Source organism: Helicobacter rodentium ATCC 700285 (assembly GCF_000687535.1).
Lineage (GTDB): Bacteria > Campylobacterota > Campylobacteria > Campylobacterales > Helicobacteraceae > Helicobacter_D > Helicobacter_D rodentium.
Map to the genome: position 1 here is coordinate 44,474 of NZ_JHWC01000010.1, position 17,284 is coordinate 61,757.

The following is a 17,284-nucleotide window of genomic DNA, read 5'->3' on the forward strand; positions in this document are numbered from 1 at the left end:
CTAAAAAATATCACACAAAGATTCACCATTGTGCAAACGCGCACTTTTTGCGTGTTGGCATTCTAAAATGAGATTTTTTAGCACAAAATAAGCCTTGCGTCCATTATCGTTTGCGATGAATCCGTTTTTTTGCTTCTCAAAATAACACGCGCTAGGCTTTAAATCAAGGTTTTGATAGAGTGCGTTCCAATCTGTTGTGATTCTTTGCTGTTTTTGTGCTTTGAGGGTTAGTTTGAGATTTAGGACTTGGAGTTGCAATTTTTTGATACAAGCATTTTGAGTGTATTGGCTAAAATGTGGAATCCCAAAGGTAAGTAAAATACCAAGTAGAGATAGCACAAGCACTAATTCTAGCAAAGTGAAAGCGGATTTATGTTTTGGCATTTTAAAAGATAATAGAGCTACTAAGTAGTGGAATCCTAAGTGTTTGGGTAAGATTTATACTCTCAAGCAGTTTTTCACAAGTATCACCTTGCGCATTAGGATTTGTCTGTGTAGAGAGTTGCAAGAATTGCACATCTTTAGGAGTGTTGGCGGTAGTCTGTTGCGCATTCAACAAAGTTGCGTTGATACAAGGATTTCCATTCTTGTCTTGTAGTTTGCTTGTAATAGTGTAGTCGCTAAGATTCCAATTTGCACTACTAAGCGTAATAGCAGTGATAAAAGTTCCCTCTCCTTGAGCAAGGAAGTAGGCGGGGAAGGAAGTTTTGAGTGTGTTAATATCGCTTTTAAGCGCGACAAGTTTCGCATCATCGCGACTTGCAGAGATTTTTGGAATCGCAACTGCGGCTAAAATACCCAAAATCACTAAGATAAATACAAGCTCTAGCATTGTAAAAGCTTTTTTGCTTTGCATACCTTTCCTTATTAAATGCGGAATCTTAGTCTTGGACTTTTTTGTTAAAGTCTGCATTGTATCGGTTTTTGAGTGGTTTGTAAAGATTTCGTGTGAAATTTAATGGAATCCTTAAATTTGCTTTTGATTTGAATGATAGATTGCCACGGATTGCGTTGCAATTCTCGCAATGACGAATCCCACGCTATCATTGTGAAGTCTTTAGGCTGAAGCAATCTAAAATGCGGAATCGCATTTTAGATTCTATTTGCAAACTTGTTTCTTTGCGTAACAACCTTGAACAAGCTAAAGAAAGTTAAAAAACTTTTACACTTTATTTTAAGATTCTGTAATTTGTAATGAAATGTTAAACTTTTAAAGGAACAAAAATAAAAAAGCTAATTTTAGGAATTTTGTTAAGTTTAGGAATCTCAAGCACACTCTTTGCAGAAGTAGATTTTATCGCACTTGCAACCAATGGAGAGTTTAACAAATAAAGCGCAGGTGTAAAAGTCTTAAACGATGAGGAAATGAGTAAGGTTGTAGGTGGGGCGTATTTGAGTGGCTATATTCCTAAACACTATGGCGTTGTAAATAATTTAGGGCAAAATATTTATTATACTGCGTATTACAAGGTTGAACTAGAAGCTGGAGATTCTGCATATTTATTATGCAGCAGTTGCTACAACTTATAACTTTAGAACAAATAGCACTTCTGCTGAAATTGCAAAAATAAACCTTAACAATTCAAGTGATATTCAAAGGATAAGCAATGCAAGTGCATTCTCCATATAATTTTTGCTTTAATTCCGCAAATACAGAAAATACCACCACTTTAGCCACGCAGGAAAAGAATTAAAAATCCATAAAGCAAGATAATGTAAAGGCAAAAGAGAATCTGTATGAATTTATTAAGGAATATTCCAACATTCAAAACCTTGATTCAAGCCTAATTATAGGCAATGATAAACTCTAATGCCCTCGCAACCTCCATTAGTGGCTTTTTCTATCAGGCGGAATCCTTTCATAAGATTCCACAAAACTATAAAAAGACTATCCAAAATGCTTTAGAAAAAGTTGCATCTTATTTATTCAATCAAGGCGGGGGTTTTAGATAATAAATCTTTCAAGATAGGAGATGCGACTATCTCTATGGAATGGGGACGATTTGCCTTTTAAGGATTATTATAAAGGGGAAGTTCAAATTGTTTTTACAAAAAGTGCTTTTCTTGCTTCTAGCTTTGATTCCTCACAAACTTTCTTTGAAGTCTTAGTGCAAAGAGACAGATTAGAAAAAGAAAATCAAGAGCTTAAAAACAAAGAAGCCTCTATTGTCTATGGAATCTCTCAAAATGCTTTTACAAAAACAGATTCTCAAAGCGATTCCATAATACAAACACTGCTTAAGGAATCTAAAGAGGCTTAAAAAGAGAGATTATAAGCTATGAAATTATAATTAAATCAAATAAGTTGTTGCGTATAGTGCAGCAGTTTCGCTTCGCAAAATATTGCATTTGGGTGCGCTAAAAATGCGTTTATCTTGTAAGATTCCGCGTTCTTTTGGGCTAAATCCTCCCTCACAACCGACCATTAAAGGAATCTCTAGGTTTTGCGTTAAGGATTCTCCTCCAAAATTCAAAATTGCAAGGTTTGGATAACTTTTTAACACTTCATCTAAATTGGGTAAGACTTCAATCTCTAGCTTTATAATGCGTCCGCATTGCTCACACGAGTTTTTTAATATTTTGTCCAAACGCTTGTGGTCTAATTTGAATTGTTTTTGTGAATATTGTGCGTAAAAAAATGTGATTTTTCTCAAATTTAACTCATTTAGCAAAGGTATAGTTTTTTCAATATTTTTTGGTTCAATCATTGCCCAAATCAAATGCCCTTTTGGAGGATTTTTAAGTGGTGTGGTTTGGGTTTCTTGCAAAAGCAACTTCGCGTCTCTTTTGTTGATTTCTATAATTGTGTAATGGTAAAGATTTAAATCTTTACCATTGCGTAAATATAAGGATTCTGATTTACGCATTCTGCGAGAATGAAAAAGATGATGATAGTCTTCATCTTGAAGGATAATTTGTGAATCTCCCGCATTTTCGTGAAGTATGAATTGCATTAAATCGCCCAAAAAAGCAGAATCGCAAAGGCGCATAAATCAAAGCTGTATTTGAGTTTTGCCCAAAGAAAGAATGCCTCGCGTTTAAGTTTGTCCGCTTCTACTTTGATGAGCTTTTGACGTTTGTGTCGCATAATTTCAAGCACAAAACAAACAAGCCATAACACAAGCATTGTGAGAATTTTAAAATCCATTATAAATCCTAACATTGCCCAAATCACAAGCCCACTAAAGATACAAGCACTAAGTAGCATATAATATGCGGGTGCAGTAATGGCTAAAAAACGAAGTTTTTGCGTATGGGATTCTTTGGTAAATAGGCAAAAGAGATTCCAAAGAGGTGGTAAAAGCAGAGGAAAAGATAACAATAAATGTATAAAAAGCAGTTGGTTTCCGACAAATTCCATTGTATGACTTTTGGGTAAAATTTGTGCGAATTGTAACAAATAAAAGATTCCTTTGTAAAGTATCTAGGATTGTGGAGTTTTTAAAAATTAAAATATGTTAAGATTGCTTTAAAAATTTGTCAAAGGAGCTAAAATGTGGATTTTATTTTCTCCAAGTGAGAAAAAATGTTTGGAACACAAAAAGGCATATCAAGCAAAAGAAGAAACTTTTTATAGAGACTTTATTTGCAATATTGGTTTAGATGAGGCTTTAAAGGCATATATTGGAATATTGCAAGGTGGTAAAGAATCAGAAATCAAACAAATGTTTGGCGTTAAGAATATAGATTTAGAAGAGTTAGCAGCAGCGCAAAATTTAATGCAATCCCCTTTGCTACCCGCAGTTTTGCGCTATATTGGAGTGGCTTTTAGTGCATTGGATTTTGAGCATTTGGAGAGTTATGCTAGGGATTATTTGAATGAACATTTGTTGATATTTTCTAATCTTTTTGGTTTGTTAAGGGCGGAGGATAAAATCCCTTATTATGATTTAAAACAAGGAGAGGGGTTTGAGCGGGGTTTAGTAGAATTTAACACAAGGAAATTTTACGCCAAAAATACAAAGAATATTTGGGAGTATTTGATAAAGCAACAAAAAGAATCTTTAGAGATTTTGGATTTACGCGCAGGATTCTACCAAAAATGCTTTGATTTAAGTAAGATTCCAATTACTTTAAAGATAAATGAATTATTGGTATATGAACCAAATTTTATAAAAAATGGTAAAGTGGTCAGTCATTATGCCAAGCATTATCGTGGCATACTACTTAGAATGTGTGCAAAAGAAGAGTTGAAATGCTTACAAGATTTGAGTAGTCTTTATGTGGAGGGTTTGGAGTTGGAATCTATGCAAACAATTCAGGACAAAAAGATAAAGCGCATTGTTTTAACTTATGCAATAAAAAGCAAATGAAATAGTGTATAATATGCGTTACCTTTTTTAATTTTAAGGATTCAAAAATGCAATTTTGTGGAAAAAATGTTTTAATCACAGGGGCAAGTAAGGGAATCGGTGCGGAAATTGCCAAAGTCTTAGCAAAAGAGGGCTTGAAAGTGTGGATTAATTACCGCTCCAAGCCAGAACTTGCCGATACTTTACAAAAAGAAATTCAAGATAATGGCGGAAACGCCGCTGTTGTGTGTTTTGACGCGACAAAAGAAGAGGAGTTTATCGCAGGGATTAATGCGATTATTAGTAGCGATGGAGAATTAGCGTTTTTAGTCAATAATGCAGGAATCACAAACGATAAGCTCTCTATGCGAATGAAAGTAGAGGATTTTACCTCTGTGCTGAATGCAAACCTCACTTCAAGCTTTATTGGTTGCAGGGAAGCATTAAAGGTTATGCGCAAACAAGGCTATGGAGCGGTGGTAAATATTGCTTCAATCATCGGAGAAATTGGGAATCTTGGGCAATGCAATTATGCAGCAAGTAAAGGCGGAATGATTGCAATGACAAAATCCTTTGCAAAAGAGGGCGGAAGCAAAGGAATCCGCTTTAACTGCATAACGCCGGGATTTATAGAAAGTGATATGACAAAAAGTTTGAAAGAGGAAATCAAAGAAGCTTATGCGCAAAATATTCCATTGGGAAGATTTGGCACAGGAGAGGAAGTCGCTAGTGCAGTGGCATTTTTGCTTTCAAATAGCGCAAATTACATTACCGGCGAGGTATTAAAAGTAAATGGCGGATTGTATATGTAGCAAACTAAGAAGTTTTTTAAGAAAAACTTAGCTACAATACTAAACTTATTGAATTTTTAAGGAGAAAATAATGGCAATGTTTGATGATGTAAAGGCAGTTGTTGTTGAACAACTCAATGTAAATGAGGGCGAGGTAAAGCCAGAATCTAAGTTTGTAGATGATTTGGGTGCAGATTCTTTAGATGTTGTAGAACTTGTAATGGCATTAGAGGAAAAGTTTGAAATTGAGATTCCAGATGAGGAAGCGGAAAAAATCCAAACTGTTGGCGATGTTGTGGCATATATTGAAAAGGCAAAAGCTTAATTTCTATAAGACATAACCATCAAATTTTAGCATACCTGCAAAGGCAGGGTATGCCTTAGCAAAAATAAGGAGAAATATGAGACGCGTAGTAGTTACCGGGATAGGAATGATTAATGCTCTTGGATTAAACAGAGAAGATTCTTTTAAAGCTATTGTAGATGGAAGATGTGGAGTTAAAACAATCTCCTCTTTTGATGTCTCGGAATTTCCTGTAAAAATTGCCGCTGAAATTACAGACTTTGACCCAAGCTCTGTAATGGACGCTAAAGAAGTCAAAAAGGCAGATCGCTTTATCCAGCTTGGAATCAAAGCTGCAAAAGAGGCGATGGAGGATAGCGGTTTGCTAAATAATGCGGGTGAATTGCTAGATTCCATTAATGCCGAGAGATTTGGCATTAGCTCTGCTTCAGGAATTGGAGGATTAGGAAATATTGAGAAAAACTCTGTGATTAACTTTGAGCGCGGACCTAAACGCATTTCGCCCTTTTTTATCCCCTCTGCGCTTGTAAATATGCTTGGAGGATTCATCTCTATTGATTATTCTATTAAAGGACCCAATCTAGCAAGTGTTACTGCGTGTGCGGCGGGAACACACGGAATCAGCGAAGCGGGTAAAACCATTATGCTAAATTGTGCGGATAGAATGTTAGTTGTCGCGGCGGAATCCGCAATTTGTGGTGTTGGAATCGGCGGTTTTGCAGCAATGAAAGCATTATCGGATAGAAACGATGACCCACAACACGCAAGTCGCCCCTTTGATAATGAGCGCAACGGCTTTGTAATGGGCGAGGGTGCAGCGGCATTGGTGCTTGAGGAATACGAAATGGCAAAAGCTAGAGGAGCGACAATTTATGCAGAATTGGTTGGTTTTGGTGAGAGTGGAGACGCAAACCATATCACAACACCAGCCCCAGAGGGCGAGGGAGCGTATCGCGCAATGAAAATGGCGTTGCAAATGGCAGGGATTCCGATTGATTATGTTAATGCGCACGGAACAAGCACGAAATACAATGACTATTACGAGACTTTAGCTCTTAAAAAAGTCTTCAATGGTGCTGTGCCACCTGTGAGTTCTACCAAAGGACAGATTGGGCATTGTTTAGGCGCAGCAGGAGGCATTGAAGCAGTGGTTTCTATTATGGCGATGCAAAAAGGAATCCTGCCACCAACCATTAATCAGATTCAAAAAGATCCCGATTGTGATTTGGATTATATTCCCAATCGTGCAAGAGAAGCAAAAATTAATGCGGTAATGAGCAATTCCTTTGGTTTTGGCGGAACAAATGGTGTTGTGATTTTTAAAAGAGTGTAAATCGTGGCAACTTATTTAGATTTTGAAGTGAAAATCAAAAATATTCAAGAAAATATCGCAACAGCGAGATTAAAAGGCGATACACACGCGATTGAAATTTTACAAAAAGACTTGGATAAGGAAGTTAAAAAAGTGTATTCCAATCTTTCAGATTATCAAAAACTCCAACTAGCGCGCCACCCAGACCGCCCTTACGCTATGGATTATATTACTCTGCTTTTAAAAGAGCCATTGGAGATTCACGGGGATAGGCACTTTAGGGACGATAATGCCATTGTCTGCTTTCTTGGTAAGATTGAGGGGCAAAAGGTAATGGTGATTGGAGAGGAAAAGGGACGCGGGACAAAAAACAAATTGCATAGAAATTTTGGTATGCCCAATCCAGAGGGCTATCGCAAGGCATTACGCGCAGCAAAAATGGCGGAGAAGTTTAGGATTCCACTTTTAATGTTTGTAGATACTCCCGGAGCGTATCCCGGAATCAGCGCAGAGGAGCGTGGGCAGAGTGAAGCAATTGCTAAGAATTTGCAAGAGTTTAGTAAGCTTAAGATTCCAACTATTTCTATTGTGATTGGAGAGGGTGGAAGCGGTGGCGCACTTGCCATTGGCGTGGCAGACCGCCTCGCAATGATGCAGTATTCCGTCTTTAGCGTGATTTCTCCAGAGGGTTGTGCGGCGATTTTATGGAACGACCCTGCGAAAATTGAAAGTGCTACACAAGCATTAAAAATCACGCCAGAGGGTTTGAAGGAAGCTAACTTGATTGACGCAATCATTCAAGAACCCGGAATCGGCGCACATCGTGATAAAGAAGCCGCAGCAGGAGCAATTAAAGATTATTTTTTAAATGCGTTAAAAGAAATACAATCCGATTCTAATTATCTCCAAAACCGCTACAATAAACTAATGGCTTATGGGAGCTTCCAGTAATTCTAAGCTAGAAGTGTGGGGATAAGTTTTGCAAGAGATTCCAAAGGTTGCAATCATTGGCGGGGGAGCAAGTGGAATTTTTTGCGCGATTAGTCTTTTGTCTTTTGGGATTCCGGTGGTTTTGTTTGAAAAAAACAAGACTTTAGGCAAGAAGCTCCTAGCTACAGGGAACGGACGCTGTAATATCCACAACCAATACACAAGTGCAAAGCAATATCAAACTTCAAGTTTTAGCACACAAGAGATTCAAAGCATTTTAGAAAAATTTAACTTTCAAGCATTCCATAAATTTTGTCAAAAACTTGGAATCGCATTAGCGATTCAAGAGGATGGCAGGGTTTATCCCCTTAGCAACTCGGCAAAATCCGTGCTAGAGATTTTTACTGATTTTTTGCAAAATTCTAAGCATGTTACAATACATTTGGAGACAGAGATTATGGATTTGCACCAAATGCAAGGGGGATTTGGATTAAGAAATGCGCAAGAGGAGAGGATTTATCCCTATGTGGTTCTTGCTTGTGGAAGTGAGGCGTCTTTGAGGCTTGGTGGCAGTGATAAGGGGTTGCAGTTAGCAAGGGGTTTGGGCTTAAGAGTTCTGCAAACTTATCCTTCTTTAGTCCCCTTAAATGTGGAATCCCAATGGCTTAGTAGCCTAAGTGGCGTGAAAATAACCGCTAACATTACCTTAAAACAAGAGAATCAAATCCTTAAAACTCTGCTAGGCGATGTGCTTTTTACGGATTATGGAATCTCGGGCTTTGGGGTGCTAGATATTTCCTCTTTTGTGCAATCAAAGCAGAATCTCAAAATCATTTTAGATTTTTTGCCAAGTTTGGAGGAGAGAGTTTTAGAAAACCAACTTGCAAACCTTATAAAAGCCTATCCGAATCGGAATCTTATCGCGCTTCTTAGCGGATTCTTGCACCCTAAAATTGCCAAAGCCTTTGCGCAAAACTTTTCTTGGAATCCCAAAAATACGAAGCAGTTGAAGCAATTAGCGTATAGACTGAAAAATTTTGAGCTTAAAAATCCAACAACAAGGGGCTTTGAGAACGCGGAAGTAAGCGGTGGAGGCATAAGCGGAAAGGAAATCAATCCCAAAACAATGGAATCCAAAAAATGCCAAAATCTCTATATCATCGGCGAAATGCTTGATATTGTTGGGAATCGCGGAGGATATAATCTAGCCTTTGCTTTTGCGAGTGCGTGGGTGTGCGCGGGGGCAATAAGGAAGAAGTGTCTGAAATGACGAATCCCACCGCTCTGTCTATGTTTCCACTTGTCATTGCGAGGTGCAAAGCAATAAAGTAATCCATAATACAGAATCTTGCCATTAAAGATTCCATTGTGAAAGTTAATTGTTGTTAGATTATGGATTGCTTCACTTCGTTCGCAATGACGAAGTGGTTTGCTTTGTGTCATTGTGAGAAAATTTGAAAAATTTTCGTGGCAATCTATAATGTAGAATCTCGCCATTAAAGATTCTATTATAAAGGCTTCTGTATGTTGAATTATAGATTTGTATTAAGCAACTCACCTGCTTTAGCGCAAATCCATCGTCTTATCAATCCTCACATTAAGCACTATTCCAAATACTCCGTAATATCTTTTTTAGAAGTCTTCCATTCTCCAATGTGTTGCCATTTCATTGTATCGCAATAACGACAAAAGGGCAGTGGCTTTGCCATAAAGCTTAGAATCTCTTGATAAGTAAGATTGGGCTTGTGAATGTCTATAAAATCCAAAGGCGTGATTTGCAAATTTTGTGAGAAGTGCTTGTTAAAATGTTCAATATAAGCGGTGAAAGTGCAAGGATAAAGTTTTCCATCATAAAGCTGTGCGCATTGATTGAGCGTGCAACCAATGAAGCTGTAAAAAGGATTAGAGTTACCCTTAGGGTTCAAAATCATTTTAGTCATTACCTTTTGTTTTTTATCAGAATTCATAAAAAACTTTAAAACCACTCCTTGCTCTTTGCAGATTCTTTGTATTGCGCCCCAATCTATATTTATAGGATACTTTGTTGGGTGTATTTCTATTGCATTTTCTCTACAAGATTGCCAAAACTCTTGATTTTGCTTAAGAAGTAAAACGCCATTGGTTACAAGCCAAATTGGCACATTGGGGAAGTATTTGCGCGTAAGGGCAAAAAAATCTTTGCAATTTGGATTCAGTAGCGGTTCTCCTCCCATTAATTGAATTTTGCCTATAAACCCTTGCGTAATTGCGCTTGAGGCTTTTATGTCTTTTTCGTAAGTTTGTAGTGTTGGAAATTTTGGTTGTGCCACTTGTGAGAAATGAGAGCAACCAAAGCAGTTTAGATTGCAATGGTCGGCTAGATGAATATCAATTTTTTGTTAGGTATGTGGGTGGCGTTAGCTTTTCTACATAATGTAATAACCTAGAATTTAATCTTTTTTACGCCTAAATCTTTGAAATTGTTGTTTTAATTTCAAAATAAAAGGAAAATTTAGCTTATTTTGCCCCCCCCCCCCCGATTAATTGCTGAATGGCTTGTTTCATTTGGTGCGCCTTTGTGAATTTATTTTTTGCAATCATAGGGAAAAATATATTATTTTTCAAGCAAGGAGTGTAAGGATAGTGGTTCTTGATTATGGATTTGCAGCTCAAAGCAGGTGAGTTGCTTAATGCAACGCACACTAAGATTCCGCTAATGCAGAATCTCACAATGACAACAATCAAGAATCCCAAGCAATCCAAATTGTTCTTAAAATGCTTATTAGCGCGGCAAATAGCGGTAATGATGGTTGTAATGGTGGCGGTAATGATGATAAGGAATCCAGTCGTTCCATTCTGGAATATTGCATTCTGTCTCATCAAATTTTTCAATCCCAAAGCGCATTTTGTAGCTTTCAATCCTTTCTTGTATGCTTCTTGCGCCACCATAATCTCCGTAATACATTGCCCTTTCTTTTTGTCTATAAAGGTTGCAAAGGCTACTAAAATTCCTATCCTCATAGGCATTAAAGCCAAAGAGGAAAGAGGGAATTATCAAGCAAATGCAAAGTTTTAGCATTACTGACCCACTTTAAGAGTTCCGCCTTTTCCTAATCCACCTTTCACTTCTTGCGCTTTATAGTCTTTGAGTGCTATCACAAGCTGATTCATAGAATCCAAAAAGGCATTGACAAGCGTTTTGCCCTCTGGAGTTCTGGAATATCCTCCTAAAGCACCTCCAACATTGCTTCCGCCTGCTCCACCAAGCCCAAAAAAGTCAGTGTGTGAAGCGACTCCCACCGCAGCAGCGAGTTGAACACCGGAGCGATTCTCAATTAAAATTAATGTTGTTTGGGTTTCTTTCTTGTTAAACCCACCCGCAAGTGCTCCAACAACTCCAAGCCAACCCCCGGTGCTTGCCGCTACTCCACCAGCTCCACCCGCGACATTTTCTCCGCTAAAGAAAATCTCTGGAGAAATTGTGTAATCCGCCGCTACCATTTTCCCCTTGCCGAATCCGGAGCCACTTCTGCTTTCTCCGCTTCTAGCTAAGGCTCTTTCTTGCATCATATTATCCATCATTTTTCCCCGTTCTACGATTACAAAACAATTTGTTTGTTGCGCTAGTAATCTTAACACAGGCAAAGTAGAAGTGAGTTTGTAGTTTCTTGTCAAGTAAGAATACCAATCTGTGTGCTGATCTTCGTAAAATGCGAGAGTTCCTAATGGCTTAGAGCATTTTTCTACTTGTGTGCCACTTGCGTTGCTTCCGGCTGCACTTCCACTAACACCACCTGCATTGCTGCTTTGATTAGCAACACAACCTGTAAGCATAAAAAGTCCTAAAGCCACAATGAATGCGGTAAATTTTGAATGGGATAAGATATTTTTCCTCATCGTTTTCCTTTGTGATAAATTTGTAAGTTGAGATAATACAAAAAAAAAAAAACGATTGTCAATAAATTGAAGGCTTAAAAAGATAAAAAGATTAAAGTTTTATTTCCCTCCTTCTCCTTCCATTGCGATTCCATATTTTGCGAGATTGAAGTAATTATCATCTACATAATAGATATTATGGAATCCTTGCTGTGTGAGCTGTGTTCCAAAGTCCGCCGCAGTCGCCCCGCTATGGCAATAAAGCAAAATCTTTTTGTCCGTATTTTCCTGCGCGATAAAAGCAATGCGTTGCAAGGATTCCACATTGATTGCATCTTTGATGTGGCTAATCAAAAAATATCCTCTTGAACGCAAGTCAATCACAATAAAACCGCTTAAATTAATGTTTTCTAAATCTGCTGGTGTTGCTAAACTTTGATTTTTGATATACATTTTTGCCTCTTAAAAATTTTGTAAAATTTTGTTAAAATAAAAAAATGAGAACGATTTATTATATCACAAAAATACCTCCTGATTTGCAAAGTTTTAGCGAGGAATTAAAGGAATCCATTACGATTTTACCGCTTTTGGAGATAAAAACACTTGTGGATTCTCAAATTTTTGACAAACTGCAAATGTGTGATTCCTTGATTTTTACTTCCAAAAACGCTATTTTTGCTCTAAAAGAAAATTTAGAATCCCTACCAAAAGAGGCAATGCAGAGGTGGCAGAATCTGCCAAATTTTACTCTAGGTAGTGGTTGCAATGAAGCCTTGAAAGCCTTGAATCTTGAGTCTTTTTTTAGCGCAAGTAAGGCTTATGGTGAGGAGTTTGCTAAAGAGTTGATTTCATATTCGCAGAATAAAAAGCCTCTCTTTATTCGGGCGCGTAAAATTGCCTCCAAACTTCCGCAAATCCTAGAAAGCGCGGGAATCTCATTGCAACAAGCGATTCTTTATGAGACTTTACCACTTCAACTACAAGAATCACAAAAAGAACCTTTGAAGCAAGATTGTGTAATATTTTTTAGTGCGCCCTCGCACATTAGGGCGTTTTTGCTAAACTACACTTGGGATTCTCGCTTTATCGCACTATGTATCGGGGAGACTACGCGCAAGTGTGCTTTGGAGCTTTTGGGTAAAGAAGCAAAGATTCTGCTTTCTCCCAAAGTCAGCAAGGAAGCTGCGTTGGAGTTTGCGATGAGCCTTTAAAGGGTGGGATTCCATAATATAGATTGTTGTGAAAATTTTTCAAATTTTCTCGCAATGACATAGAAACCACAACCTCGTCATTGTGCATAAAGTGAAGCAATCCATAATTTTGCATAAATTAATTTTTACAATGGAATCTTTTGAATAGTCAAGATTATAGATTGCCACAAGATTCTAAAGAATCTCTCGCAATGATAGCAAATTAAAATGCAATGCAGAATCTTGCAGTAACTGCCATCACTTCGTCATTCCATAAAGTTATGTTATACTTCTAACCCTACTTTGGTAATAATACTAAATGGAGTAATCTTTGCAAAAACAAAAACCAAATCTTAAAACAACAGCCATACCAAAGTTATTTTTTTCTTATTTTTTGCCTTCTCTTGTTGCTATGCTTGCCCTTTCTACTTATTCTACGATTGATGGAATCTTTGTGGGCAAAAAACTTGGAGAAAATGCACTTGCTGCCATTGGAATTGCTTGGCCTATTTTTCCGATTCTTATTGCTTTTGAATTGCTCTTTAGCGTGGGTGCAGCGGCAATGGCTTCTTATTTTCTAGGACGCGGAAAAGCCTTTCGCGCTAGGATTGTGTTTAGTAGTGTGTTTTATTTTGCGTTAAGCACAAGCGTGTTTGGTGGGGTTGTTTTGTATTTTTATAGTGATTCTATTGCGCTTCTCCTTGGGAGTAGTGCAACACTTTTACCACTCGTGCAACATTATACAGAAGTGATTTATCTTGGAGCTTTTATTATTGTATTGCACCCAATGTTAGATATTTTTGCGATTAATGATAAGCAACCCGTGCTTGCGATGTTTGCTATGATTGCAGGTTCATTGACTAATATTATATTAAATTATATTTTTTTGTTTGTGTTGGAACTTGGAATCGCAAGTAGTGCATTAGCAACACTGCTTGGACACGGCGTTGGAATGTGTATTTTGCTACAACATTTTTTGCGTAAAAAAGGGGATTTGTATCTCATTAAAGCTTTTGATATTTACGCGCTTTTGAGTGCGACTAAAAATGGAATCCCGCAAAGTAGTTCAGAGATTAGCGTAAGTCTTATGATGTTAATCTTTAATCGCACGATTTCAGAGATTGCAGGGGATAGGGGATTGGCAATTTATAGCGTTTTAATGTATGCAGGGATTATTCCTTTTACGATTCTGCTTTCTATGGCGCAAGGTGTGCAACCTATTGCAAGTTTTAATTATGGTGCGGGTCTTATGAGTCGCGTAAGGGGAATTTTTAATTTTGGTTTAGTTTTTAGCTTCGGAGGCGGAATCGTGCTTTATGTTTTGTTTTTTATTTTTTCCCCTTATCTTATAGCTTGGTTTTTGCCTAGTGATATTGCAATGCGTGATATAAATTTGCTAAAGGATACACAAAATGCAATGCAATTTTATTTTTTGGGCTATATTCTTTTAGGAGTGAATATCGTAAGTGCAATTTTCTTTCAATCCATTCAGAGAACTTTTAGCTCTTTTGTAATTACTTTTGCTTATACATTACTTTTTACGTTTTGTTTTGTAATGATTTTACCTAGATTGTATGGGTTTGATGGGGTGATTGTGTCTTATCCGCTTGGAATTTTGTGTGCTACTTTTGTTGTATGTGGAATCATTGTTTATGAATATAAGAAAGGAATTTTAAAGAATCTTTAAAGAAATATAAATTTTTTTTATTAATTTCATCTTTTTATAGATATGATAAAGCATTAAGAGTAATATTCGCGTATAAAGATTATATGCAAGTAATCTTTAAAATTTAAACTTTTGAAAGAAGGGTTATCATGGGAACTAGAAAAGAACATGACTTCATTGGCGAATTAGAAATTGATGATTCCGTGTATTATGGAGTGCAGACTTTTAGAGCTGTGGAAAACTTTAAGATGACAGGAAGAACTCTTAAAAATTATCCTTTTTTTGTTAAGGCTTTTGCGCAGATTAAAAAGGCAGCGGCATTGGCAAATAAAGAAGTAGGAGTGCTTGACGCAGAGAAAGCAGACGCAATCGCAAAAGCTGCAGACCGATTGATTAAAGGTGAATTTATTGATCAATTTGTCGTGGATATGATGCAAGGAGGCGCAGGAACATCTACTAATATGAATGTGAATGAAGTTATTACCAACATTGCATTGGAGAGTATGGGACATAAAAAAGGTGAATACCAGTATCTTCACCCTAATGATCATACAAATTTAGGACAATCTACAAATGATACCTATCCAAGCTCTATCAAAGTTGCAACCCACGAGAAATTGGGACATTTGCTTGAAGCAATGGAGGAACTTAAAAAAGAGCTTGAAAAAAAAGCAAAAGAATGGAAAGATATTATCAAGATGGGGCGCACAGAGTTAGAAGATGCTGTGCCAACAACACTTGGAAATACATTTAACGCATTTGCAAGTTACATTAAAAGTGATATTGCAAAAATTAAAGCCGCAAGAGAGTCTATGGCGATTCTTAATATGGGTGCAACTGCGATTGGAACAGGGATTAACTGCCACCCTGATTATAAAATTGTCGTAGAGAAAAAATTAAAAGAAATCACGGGTGTAGAGTTTAAACCCGCAGAAGACTTTATTGCTGCTACGCAAGATACAGCAGATTTCGTGCATGTTAGTGGTGCGCTTAAAACTGCGGCAGTCAGACTTTCTAAAATTGCGAATGACTTAAGATTGATGAATAGTGGTCCTAGATGCGGACTTGGTGAAATCAATTTACCTAAAATGCAACCCGGAAGCTCTATTATGCCCGGTAAAGTAAATCCTGTTATTTGCGAAGTTGTCGGTGAAGCTTGTTATGAAGTAATCGGTAATGATGTAACGATTATGCTTTGCAGTGAGAGAGGAGAATTTGAGTTAAATGCGTTTGAACCCGGAATTGCTTATGCGCTTTTCAACTCTGTAACAGTGTTAGAAAATGCAATGAGAACTCTTGCGCAAAAAGCAATCAAAGATTTAACTGCAAATCCTGAAGCTTGCAAGAATGCAGTACTTAATTCTATTGGAATCGTAACAGCATTTAACCCAGTGCTAGGCTATGAAAAATCTGCAAGTATGGCAAAAGAAGCATTGCAAACAGGAAAATCAGTAGCGGATATTTGTTTGGAGAGAGGATATTTACCAAAAGAGGAGATTGACAAAATTCTAAATCCCGAAAATATGCTTAATCCACAAATGAAGAAAAAACGAGACGCTTAAGTCTTGTAATTGAAAGGATAAATAAATGGATATTATGTTGATTCTGCAAATCGTCGTCCTGCTTGGTGCGATTTTTGTTGGTATTCGTTTAGGCGGAATCGGGATTGGTTACGCCGGAGGTTTAGGTGTTGTAATTTTGGGATTAGCACTTGGTATGAAGCCCGGTGCGATTCCGTGGGATGTTATCTTAATCATTATGTCGGTTATTGCGGCAATTTCTGCAATGCAATTAGCGGGTGGTTTGGATTATTTGGTTCAGATTGCGGAGCGAATCTTGCGTTCTAATCCAAAATATATTAACTACCTTGCGCCAACCGTTACTTATTTCTTGACTATTTTAGCAGGGACAGGACACACAGCGTTTTCTATGATTCCTGTTATTGTTGAGGTTGCAAAAGAGCAAAACATTAAACCTTCTGCTCCATTGTCTATTGCGGTAGTTTCTTCTCAAATTGCGATTACTGCAAGTCCTGTAAGTGCGGCAGTTGTTTATATGACAGGTGTGTTAGAGCCTTTGGGCTGGAGCTATCCGCTTCTTTTAGCCATTTGGATTCCAACTACTTTTATTGGTTGTATGCTGACTGCGCTCATTATTACAATGTTCTCCAATCTTGATTTAAGCAGCGATCCTATATATCAAGACAGACTAGCAAAAGGCTTGGTAAAACCATCAGTGGGTGCTCAAAATATGCAACTAAAAGAAGGCGCGAAGCTTTCTGTTGGAATCTTTTTGATTGGGGTTTTGCTTGTTGTTTTGTATGCGACTGCGATTTCAAAAATTGGTGGCGAACCAGTATTGATTGAAAATGTGATTGTGCCTAGAGATGCAGCAATTATGAGCTTTATGCTTTCTGTTGCAACATTTATTGTTGTTTTCTGCAAAGTTGAAACAGGCAAAATTGTGGAATCTAGCGTTTTCAAAAGCGGTATGGTTGCGTGCGTGTGTGTGCTTGGTGTGGCTTGGCTTGGAAATACCTTTGTAGAAGGCTATACAACACAAATCAAAGCATTATCAGAAGAATGGGTTAAACAGGTTCCTGCGCTTTTGGCGGTTATTTTCTTCTTCGCAGCGACATTGTTGTATTCTCAAGCGGCAACCGCAAAAACAATTACTCCTGTGGCTATTGCAGCACTTGGTATTAGTGTAGCAAATCCGGGAGATTCCTATATGATTGTTGCTTCTTTTGCAGCGGTTTCTGCATTGTTTGTATTGCCAACTTATCCTACATTACTTGGTGCGGTGCAAATGGACGACACGGGTTCAACAAGAATTGGGAAATATATCTTTAACCACGCATTCTTGGTTCCGGGTGTGTTAGCTATCGCATTTAGTGTCGCTCTAGGATTCGCGGCGGTTGCTATCGTTTAATACTTAAAGGCTC

General features: G+C 37.6%; 23 protein-coding genes. 13 read left to right on the forward strand and 10 right to left on the reverse strand.

Annotation, left to right across the window (positions count from 1 at the left end):
* From BS85_RS0108215 to BS85_RS11595, 3 genes are read right to left on the reverse strand one after another with little or no spacing between them, the layout of a single operon-like run.
* On the reverse strand, nt 1-384 hold the full coding sequence (locus tag BS85_RS0108215; RefSeq protein WP_026944361.1) for a prepilin-type N-terminal cleavage/methylation domain-containing protein: 384 nt from the start codon (nt 382-384) through the stop codon (nt 1-3).
* A gap of 1 nt (nt 385) precedes the next feature.
* Entirely contained in the window at nt 386-856 is a 471-nt protein-coding gene (locus BS85_RS0108220; RefSeq protein ID WP_026944362.1) for a type II secretion system protein, read from the reverse strand.
* 44 nt (nt 857-900) lie between these two features.
* Entirely contained in the window at nt 901-1,047 is a 147-nt protein-coding gene (locus BS85_RS11595) for a hypothetical protein (RefSeq protein WP_156938108.1), read from the reverse strand.
* A 318-nt stretch (nt 1,048-1,365) separates the two neighbouring features.
* Between BS85_RS11595 and BS85_RS11740 the strand changes: the two genes are divergently transcribed.
* The 3 genes from BS85_RS11740 (at nt 1,366) to BS85_RS0108240 (ending at nt 2,261) form a co-directional block, all read left to right on the forward strand.
* A complete protein-coding gene (locus BS85_RS11740; RefSeq protein ID WP_169734702.1) occupies nt 1,366-1,530 on the forward strand; it encodes a hypothetical protein in 165 nt (54 codons plus the stop codon).
* 267 nt (nt 1,531-1,797) lie between these two features.
* On the forward strand, nt 1,798-1,953 hold the full coding sequence (locus BS85_RS11605) for a hypothetical protein (RefSeq protein WP_156938109.1): 156 nt from the start codon (nt 1,798-1,800) through the stop codon (nt 1,951-1,953).
* A 20-nt stretch (nt 1,954-1,973) separates the two neighbouring features.
* Nucleotides 1,974-2,261 (forward strand): hypothetical protein, encoded by a 288-nt coding sequence (locus BS85_RS0108240; RefSeq protein WP_156938110.1) that lies wholly within the window; start codon nt 1,974-1,976, stop codon nt 2,259-2,261.
* A gap of 30 nt (nt 2,262-2,291) precedes the next feature.
* Here BS85_RS0108240 and BS85_RS0108245 read toward each other — a convergent pair whose 3' ends face one another.
* Both BS85_RS0108245 and BS85_RS0108250 read right to left on the reverse strand, forming a co-directional pair.
* Nucleotides 2,292-2,954, reverse strand: coding sequence for a 16S rRNA (uracil(1498)-N(3))-methyltransferase (locus BS85_RS0108245; RefSeq protein ID WP_026944364.1), 663 nt, complete (start codon nt 2,952-2,954; stop codon nt 2,292-2,294).
* The gene (locus tag BS85_RS0108250; protein ID WP_245596322.1) at nt 2,954-3,400 is read right to left on the reverse strand and encodes a hypothetical protein; all 447 of its coding nucleotides are present in this window, start codon (nt 3,398-3,400) and stop codon (nt 2,954-2,956) included. Before BS85_RS0108250 ends, BS85_RS0108245 begins: the two co-directional genes overlap by 1 nt.
* Nucleotides 3,401-3,494: 94 nt before the next feature.
* On the opposite strand from BS85_RS0108250, the gene BS85_RS0108255 reads away from it, so the two are divergent.
* The 6 genes from BS85_RS0108255 (at nt 3,495) to BS85_RS0108280 (ending at nt 8,899) form a co-directional block, all read left to right on the forward strand.
* Nucleotides 3,495-4,313 carry a YaaA family protein gene (locus BS85_RS0108255; protein ID WP_026944366.1) on the forward strand — a complete coding sequence of 273 codons (819 nt, stop codon included), beginning with the start codon at nt 3,495-3,497 and terminating at the stop codon, nt 4,311-4,313.
* A gap of 47 nt (nt 4,314-4,360) precedes the next feature.
* Nucleotides 4,361-5,104, forward strand: coding sequence for a 3-oxoacyl-ACP reductase FabG (gene fabG, locus BS85_RS0108260; RefSeq protein WP_026944367.1), 744 nt, complete (start codon nt 4,361-4,363; stop codon nt 5,102-5,104).
* A gap of 70 nt (nt 5,105-5,174) precedes the next feature.
* A complete protein-coding gene (gene acpP / locus BS85_RS0108265) occupies nt 5,175-5,408 on the forward strand; it encodes an acyl carrier protein (protein ID WP_026944368.1) in 234 nt (77 codons plus the stop codon).
* Between the two features lie 76 nt (nt 5,409-5,484).
* Entirely contained in the window at nt 5,485-6,720 is a 1,236-nt protein-coding gene (locus tag BS85_RS0108270) for a beta-ketoacyl-ACP synthase II (RefSeq protein WP_026944369.1), read from the forward strand.
* Between the two features lie 3 nt (nt 6,721-6,723).
* On the forward strand, nt 6,724-7,650 hold the full coding sequence (accA, locus tag BS85_RS0108275) for an acetyl-CoA carboxylase carboxyl transferase subunit alpha (RefSeq protein ID WP_026944370.1): 927 nt from the start codon (nt 6,724-6,726) through the stop codon (nt 7,648-7,650).
* Nucleotides 7,651-7,678: 28 nt separating this feature from the next.
* Complete coding sequence (locus BS85_RS0108280) at nt 7,679-8,899, forward strand: aminoacetone oxidase family FAD-binding enzyme (RefSeq protein ID WP_026944371.1); 1,221 nt, start codon at nt 7,679-7,681, stop codon at nt 8,897-8,899.
* Nucleotides 8,900-9,233: 334 nt separating this feature from the next.
* Here BS85_RS0108280 and BS85_RS10580 read toward each other — a convergent pair whose 3' ends face one another.
* The 5 genes from BS85_RS10580 to BS85_RS0108305 all read right to left on the reverse strand — a co-directional run bounded on the left by BS85_RS10580 (nt 9,234) and on the right by BS85_RS0108305 (nt 11,937).
* On the reverse strand, nt 9,234-10,001 hold the full coding sequence (locus tag BS85_RS10580) for a 4Fe-4S cluster-binding domain-containing protein (RefSeq protein WP_084310253.1): 768 nt from the start codon (nt 9,999-10,001) through the stop codon (nt 9,234-9,236).
* A gap of 124 nt (nt 10,002-10,125) precedes the next feature.
* Nucleotides 10,126-10,488: a hypothetical protein gene (locus BS85_RS11610; RefSeq protein ID WP_169734703.1), complete on the reverse strand. Its 363-nt coding sequence runs from the start codon at nt 10,486-10,488 to the stop codon at nt 10,126-10,128.
* A complete protein-coding gene (locus BS85_RS11745) occupies nt 10,391-10,687 on the reverse strand; it encodes a hypothetical protein (protein WP_051604755.1) in 297 nt (98 codons plus the stop codon). Before BS85_RS11745 ends, BS85_RS11610 begins: the two co-directional genes overlap by 98 nt.
* Complete coding sequence (locus BS85_RS0108300; RefSeq protein WP_026944373.1) at nt 10,687-11,505, reverse strand: CsgG/HfaB family protein; 819 nt, start codon at nt 11,503-11,505, stop codon at nt 10,687-10,689. Before BS85_RS0108300 ends, BS85_RS11745 begins: the two co-directional genes overlap by 1 nt.
* 99 nt (nt 11,506-11,604) lie before the next feature.
* On the reverse strand, nt 11,605-11,937 hold the full coding sequence (locus tag BS85_RS0108305; RefSeq protein ID WP_026944374.1) for a rhodanese-like domain-containing protein: 333 nt from the start codon (nt 11,935-11,937) through the stop codon (nt 11,605-11,607).
* 44 nt (nt 11,938-11,981) lie between these two features.
* On the opposite strand from BS85_RS0108305, the gene BS85_RS0108310 reads away from it, so the two are divergent.
* The 4 genes from BS85_RS0108310 (at nt 11,982) to BS85_RS0108325 (ending at nt 17,271) form a co-directional block, all read left to right on the forward strand.
* Entirely contained in the window at nt 11,982-12,695 is a 714-nt protein-coding gene (locus BS85_RS0108310) for a uroporphyrinogen-III synthase (protein ID WP_026944375.1), read from the forward strand.
* A gap of 310 nt (nt 12,696-13,005) precedes the next feature.
* A complete protein-coding gene (locus BS85_RS0108315) occupies nt 13,006-14,361 on the forward strand; it encodes an MATE family efflux transporter (RefSeq protein ID WP_026944376.1) in 1,356 nt (451 codons plus the stop codon).
* A gap of 128 nt (nt 14,362-14,489) precedes the next feature.
* Nucleotides 14,490-15,902, forward strand: coding sequence for an aspartate ammonia-lyase (locus tag BS85_RS0108320; protein WP_026944377.1), 1,413 nt, complete (start codon nt 14,490-14,492; stop codon nt 15,900-15,902).
* Nucleotides 15,903-15,927: 25 nt separating this feature from the next.
* Nucleotides 15,928-17,271, forward strand: coding sequence for an anaerobic C4-dicarboxylate transporter (locus BS85_RS0108325; protein WP_026944378.1), 1,344 nt, complete (start codon nt 15,928-15,930; stop codon nt 17,269-17,271).
* Nucleotides 17,272-17,284: the final 13 nt, after the last annotated feature.

What these genes read in the sequence shown, in the direction of transcription:
- BS85_RS0108255 (WP_026944366.1), top strand. Translation starts at nt 3,495, where the DNA reads ATGTGGATTTTATTTTCTCCAAGTGAGAAAAAATGTTTGGAACACAAA.
- BS85_RS0108240 (WP_156938110.1), top strand. Translation starts at nt 1,974, where the DNA reads ATGCGACTATCTCTATGGAATGGGGACGATTTGCCTTTTAAGGATTAT.
- BS85_RS0108320 (WP_026944377.1), top strand. Translation starts at nt 14,490, where the DNA reads ATGGGAACTAGAAAAGAACATGACTTCATTGGCGAATTAGAAATTGAT.
- BS85_RS0108270 (WP_026944369.1), top strand. Translation starts at nt 5,485, where the DNA reads ATGAGACGCGTAGTAGTTACCGGGATAGGAATGATTAATGCTCTTGGA.
- BS85_RS0108215 (WP_026944361.1), bottom strand. Translation starts at nt 384, where the DNA reads ATGCCAAAACATAAATCCGCTTTCACTTTGCTAGAATTAGTGCTTGTG.
- BS85_RS11740 (WP_169734702.1), top strand. Translation starts at nt 1,366, where the DNA reads ATGAGTAAGGTTGTAGGTGGGGCGTATTTGAGTGGCTATATTCCTAAA.
- BS85_RS0108300 (WP_026944373.1), bottom strand. Translation starts at nt 11,505, where the DNA reads ATGAGGAAAAATATCTTATCCCATTCAAAATTTACCGCATTCATTGTG.
- BS85_RS0108245 (WP_026944364.1), bottom strand. Translation starts at nt 2,954, where the DNA reads ATGCAATTCATACTTCACGAAAATGCGGGAGATTCACAAATTATCCTT.
- BS85_RS11595 (WP_156938108.1), bottom strand. Translation starts at nt 1,047, where the DNA reads ATGATAGCGTGGGATTCGTCATTGCGAGAATTGCAACGCAATCCGTGG.
- BS85_RS11610 (WP_169734703.1), bottom strand. Translation starts at nt 10,488, where the DNA reads ATGAGACAGAATGCAATATTCCAGAATGGAACGACTGGATTCCTTATC.
- BS85_RS0108305 (WP_026944374.1), bottom strand. Translation starts at nt 11,937, where the DNA reads ATGTATATCAAAAATCAAAGTTTAGCAACACCAGCAGATTTAGAAAAC.
- BS85_RS0108310 (WP_026944375.1), top strand. Translation starts at nt 11,982, where the DNA reads ATGAGAACGATTTATTATATCACAAAAATACCTCCTGATTTGCAAAGT.
- acpP (WP_026944368.1), top strand. Translation starts at nt 5,175, where the DNA reads ATGGCAATGTTTGATGATGTAAAGGCAGTTGTTGTTGAACAACTCAAT.
- BS85_RS11745 (WP_051604755.1), bottom strand. Translation starts at nt 10,687, where the DNA reads ATGCTAAAACTTTGCATTTGCTTGATAATTCCCTCTTTCCTCTTTGGC.
- BS85_RS0108220 (WP_026944362.1), bottom strand. Translation starts at nt 856, where the DNA reads ATGCAAAGCAAAAAAGCTTTTACAATGCTAGAGCTTGTATTTATCTTA.
- fabG (WP_026944367.1), top strand. Translation starts at nt 4,361, where the DNA reads ATGCAATTTTGTGGAAAAAATGTTTTAATCACAGGGGCAAGTAAGGGA.
- BS85_RS0108325 (WP_026944378.1), top strand. Translation starts at nt 15,928, where the DNA reads ATGGATATTATGTTGATTCTGCAAATCGTCGTCCTGCTTGGTGCGATT.
- BS85_RS11605 (WP_156938109.1), top strand. Translation starts at nt 1,798, where the DNA reads ATGATAAACTCTAATGCCCTCGCAACCTCCATTAGTGGCTTTTTCTAT.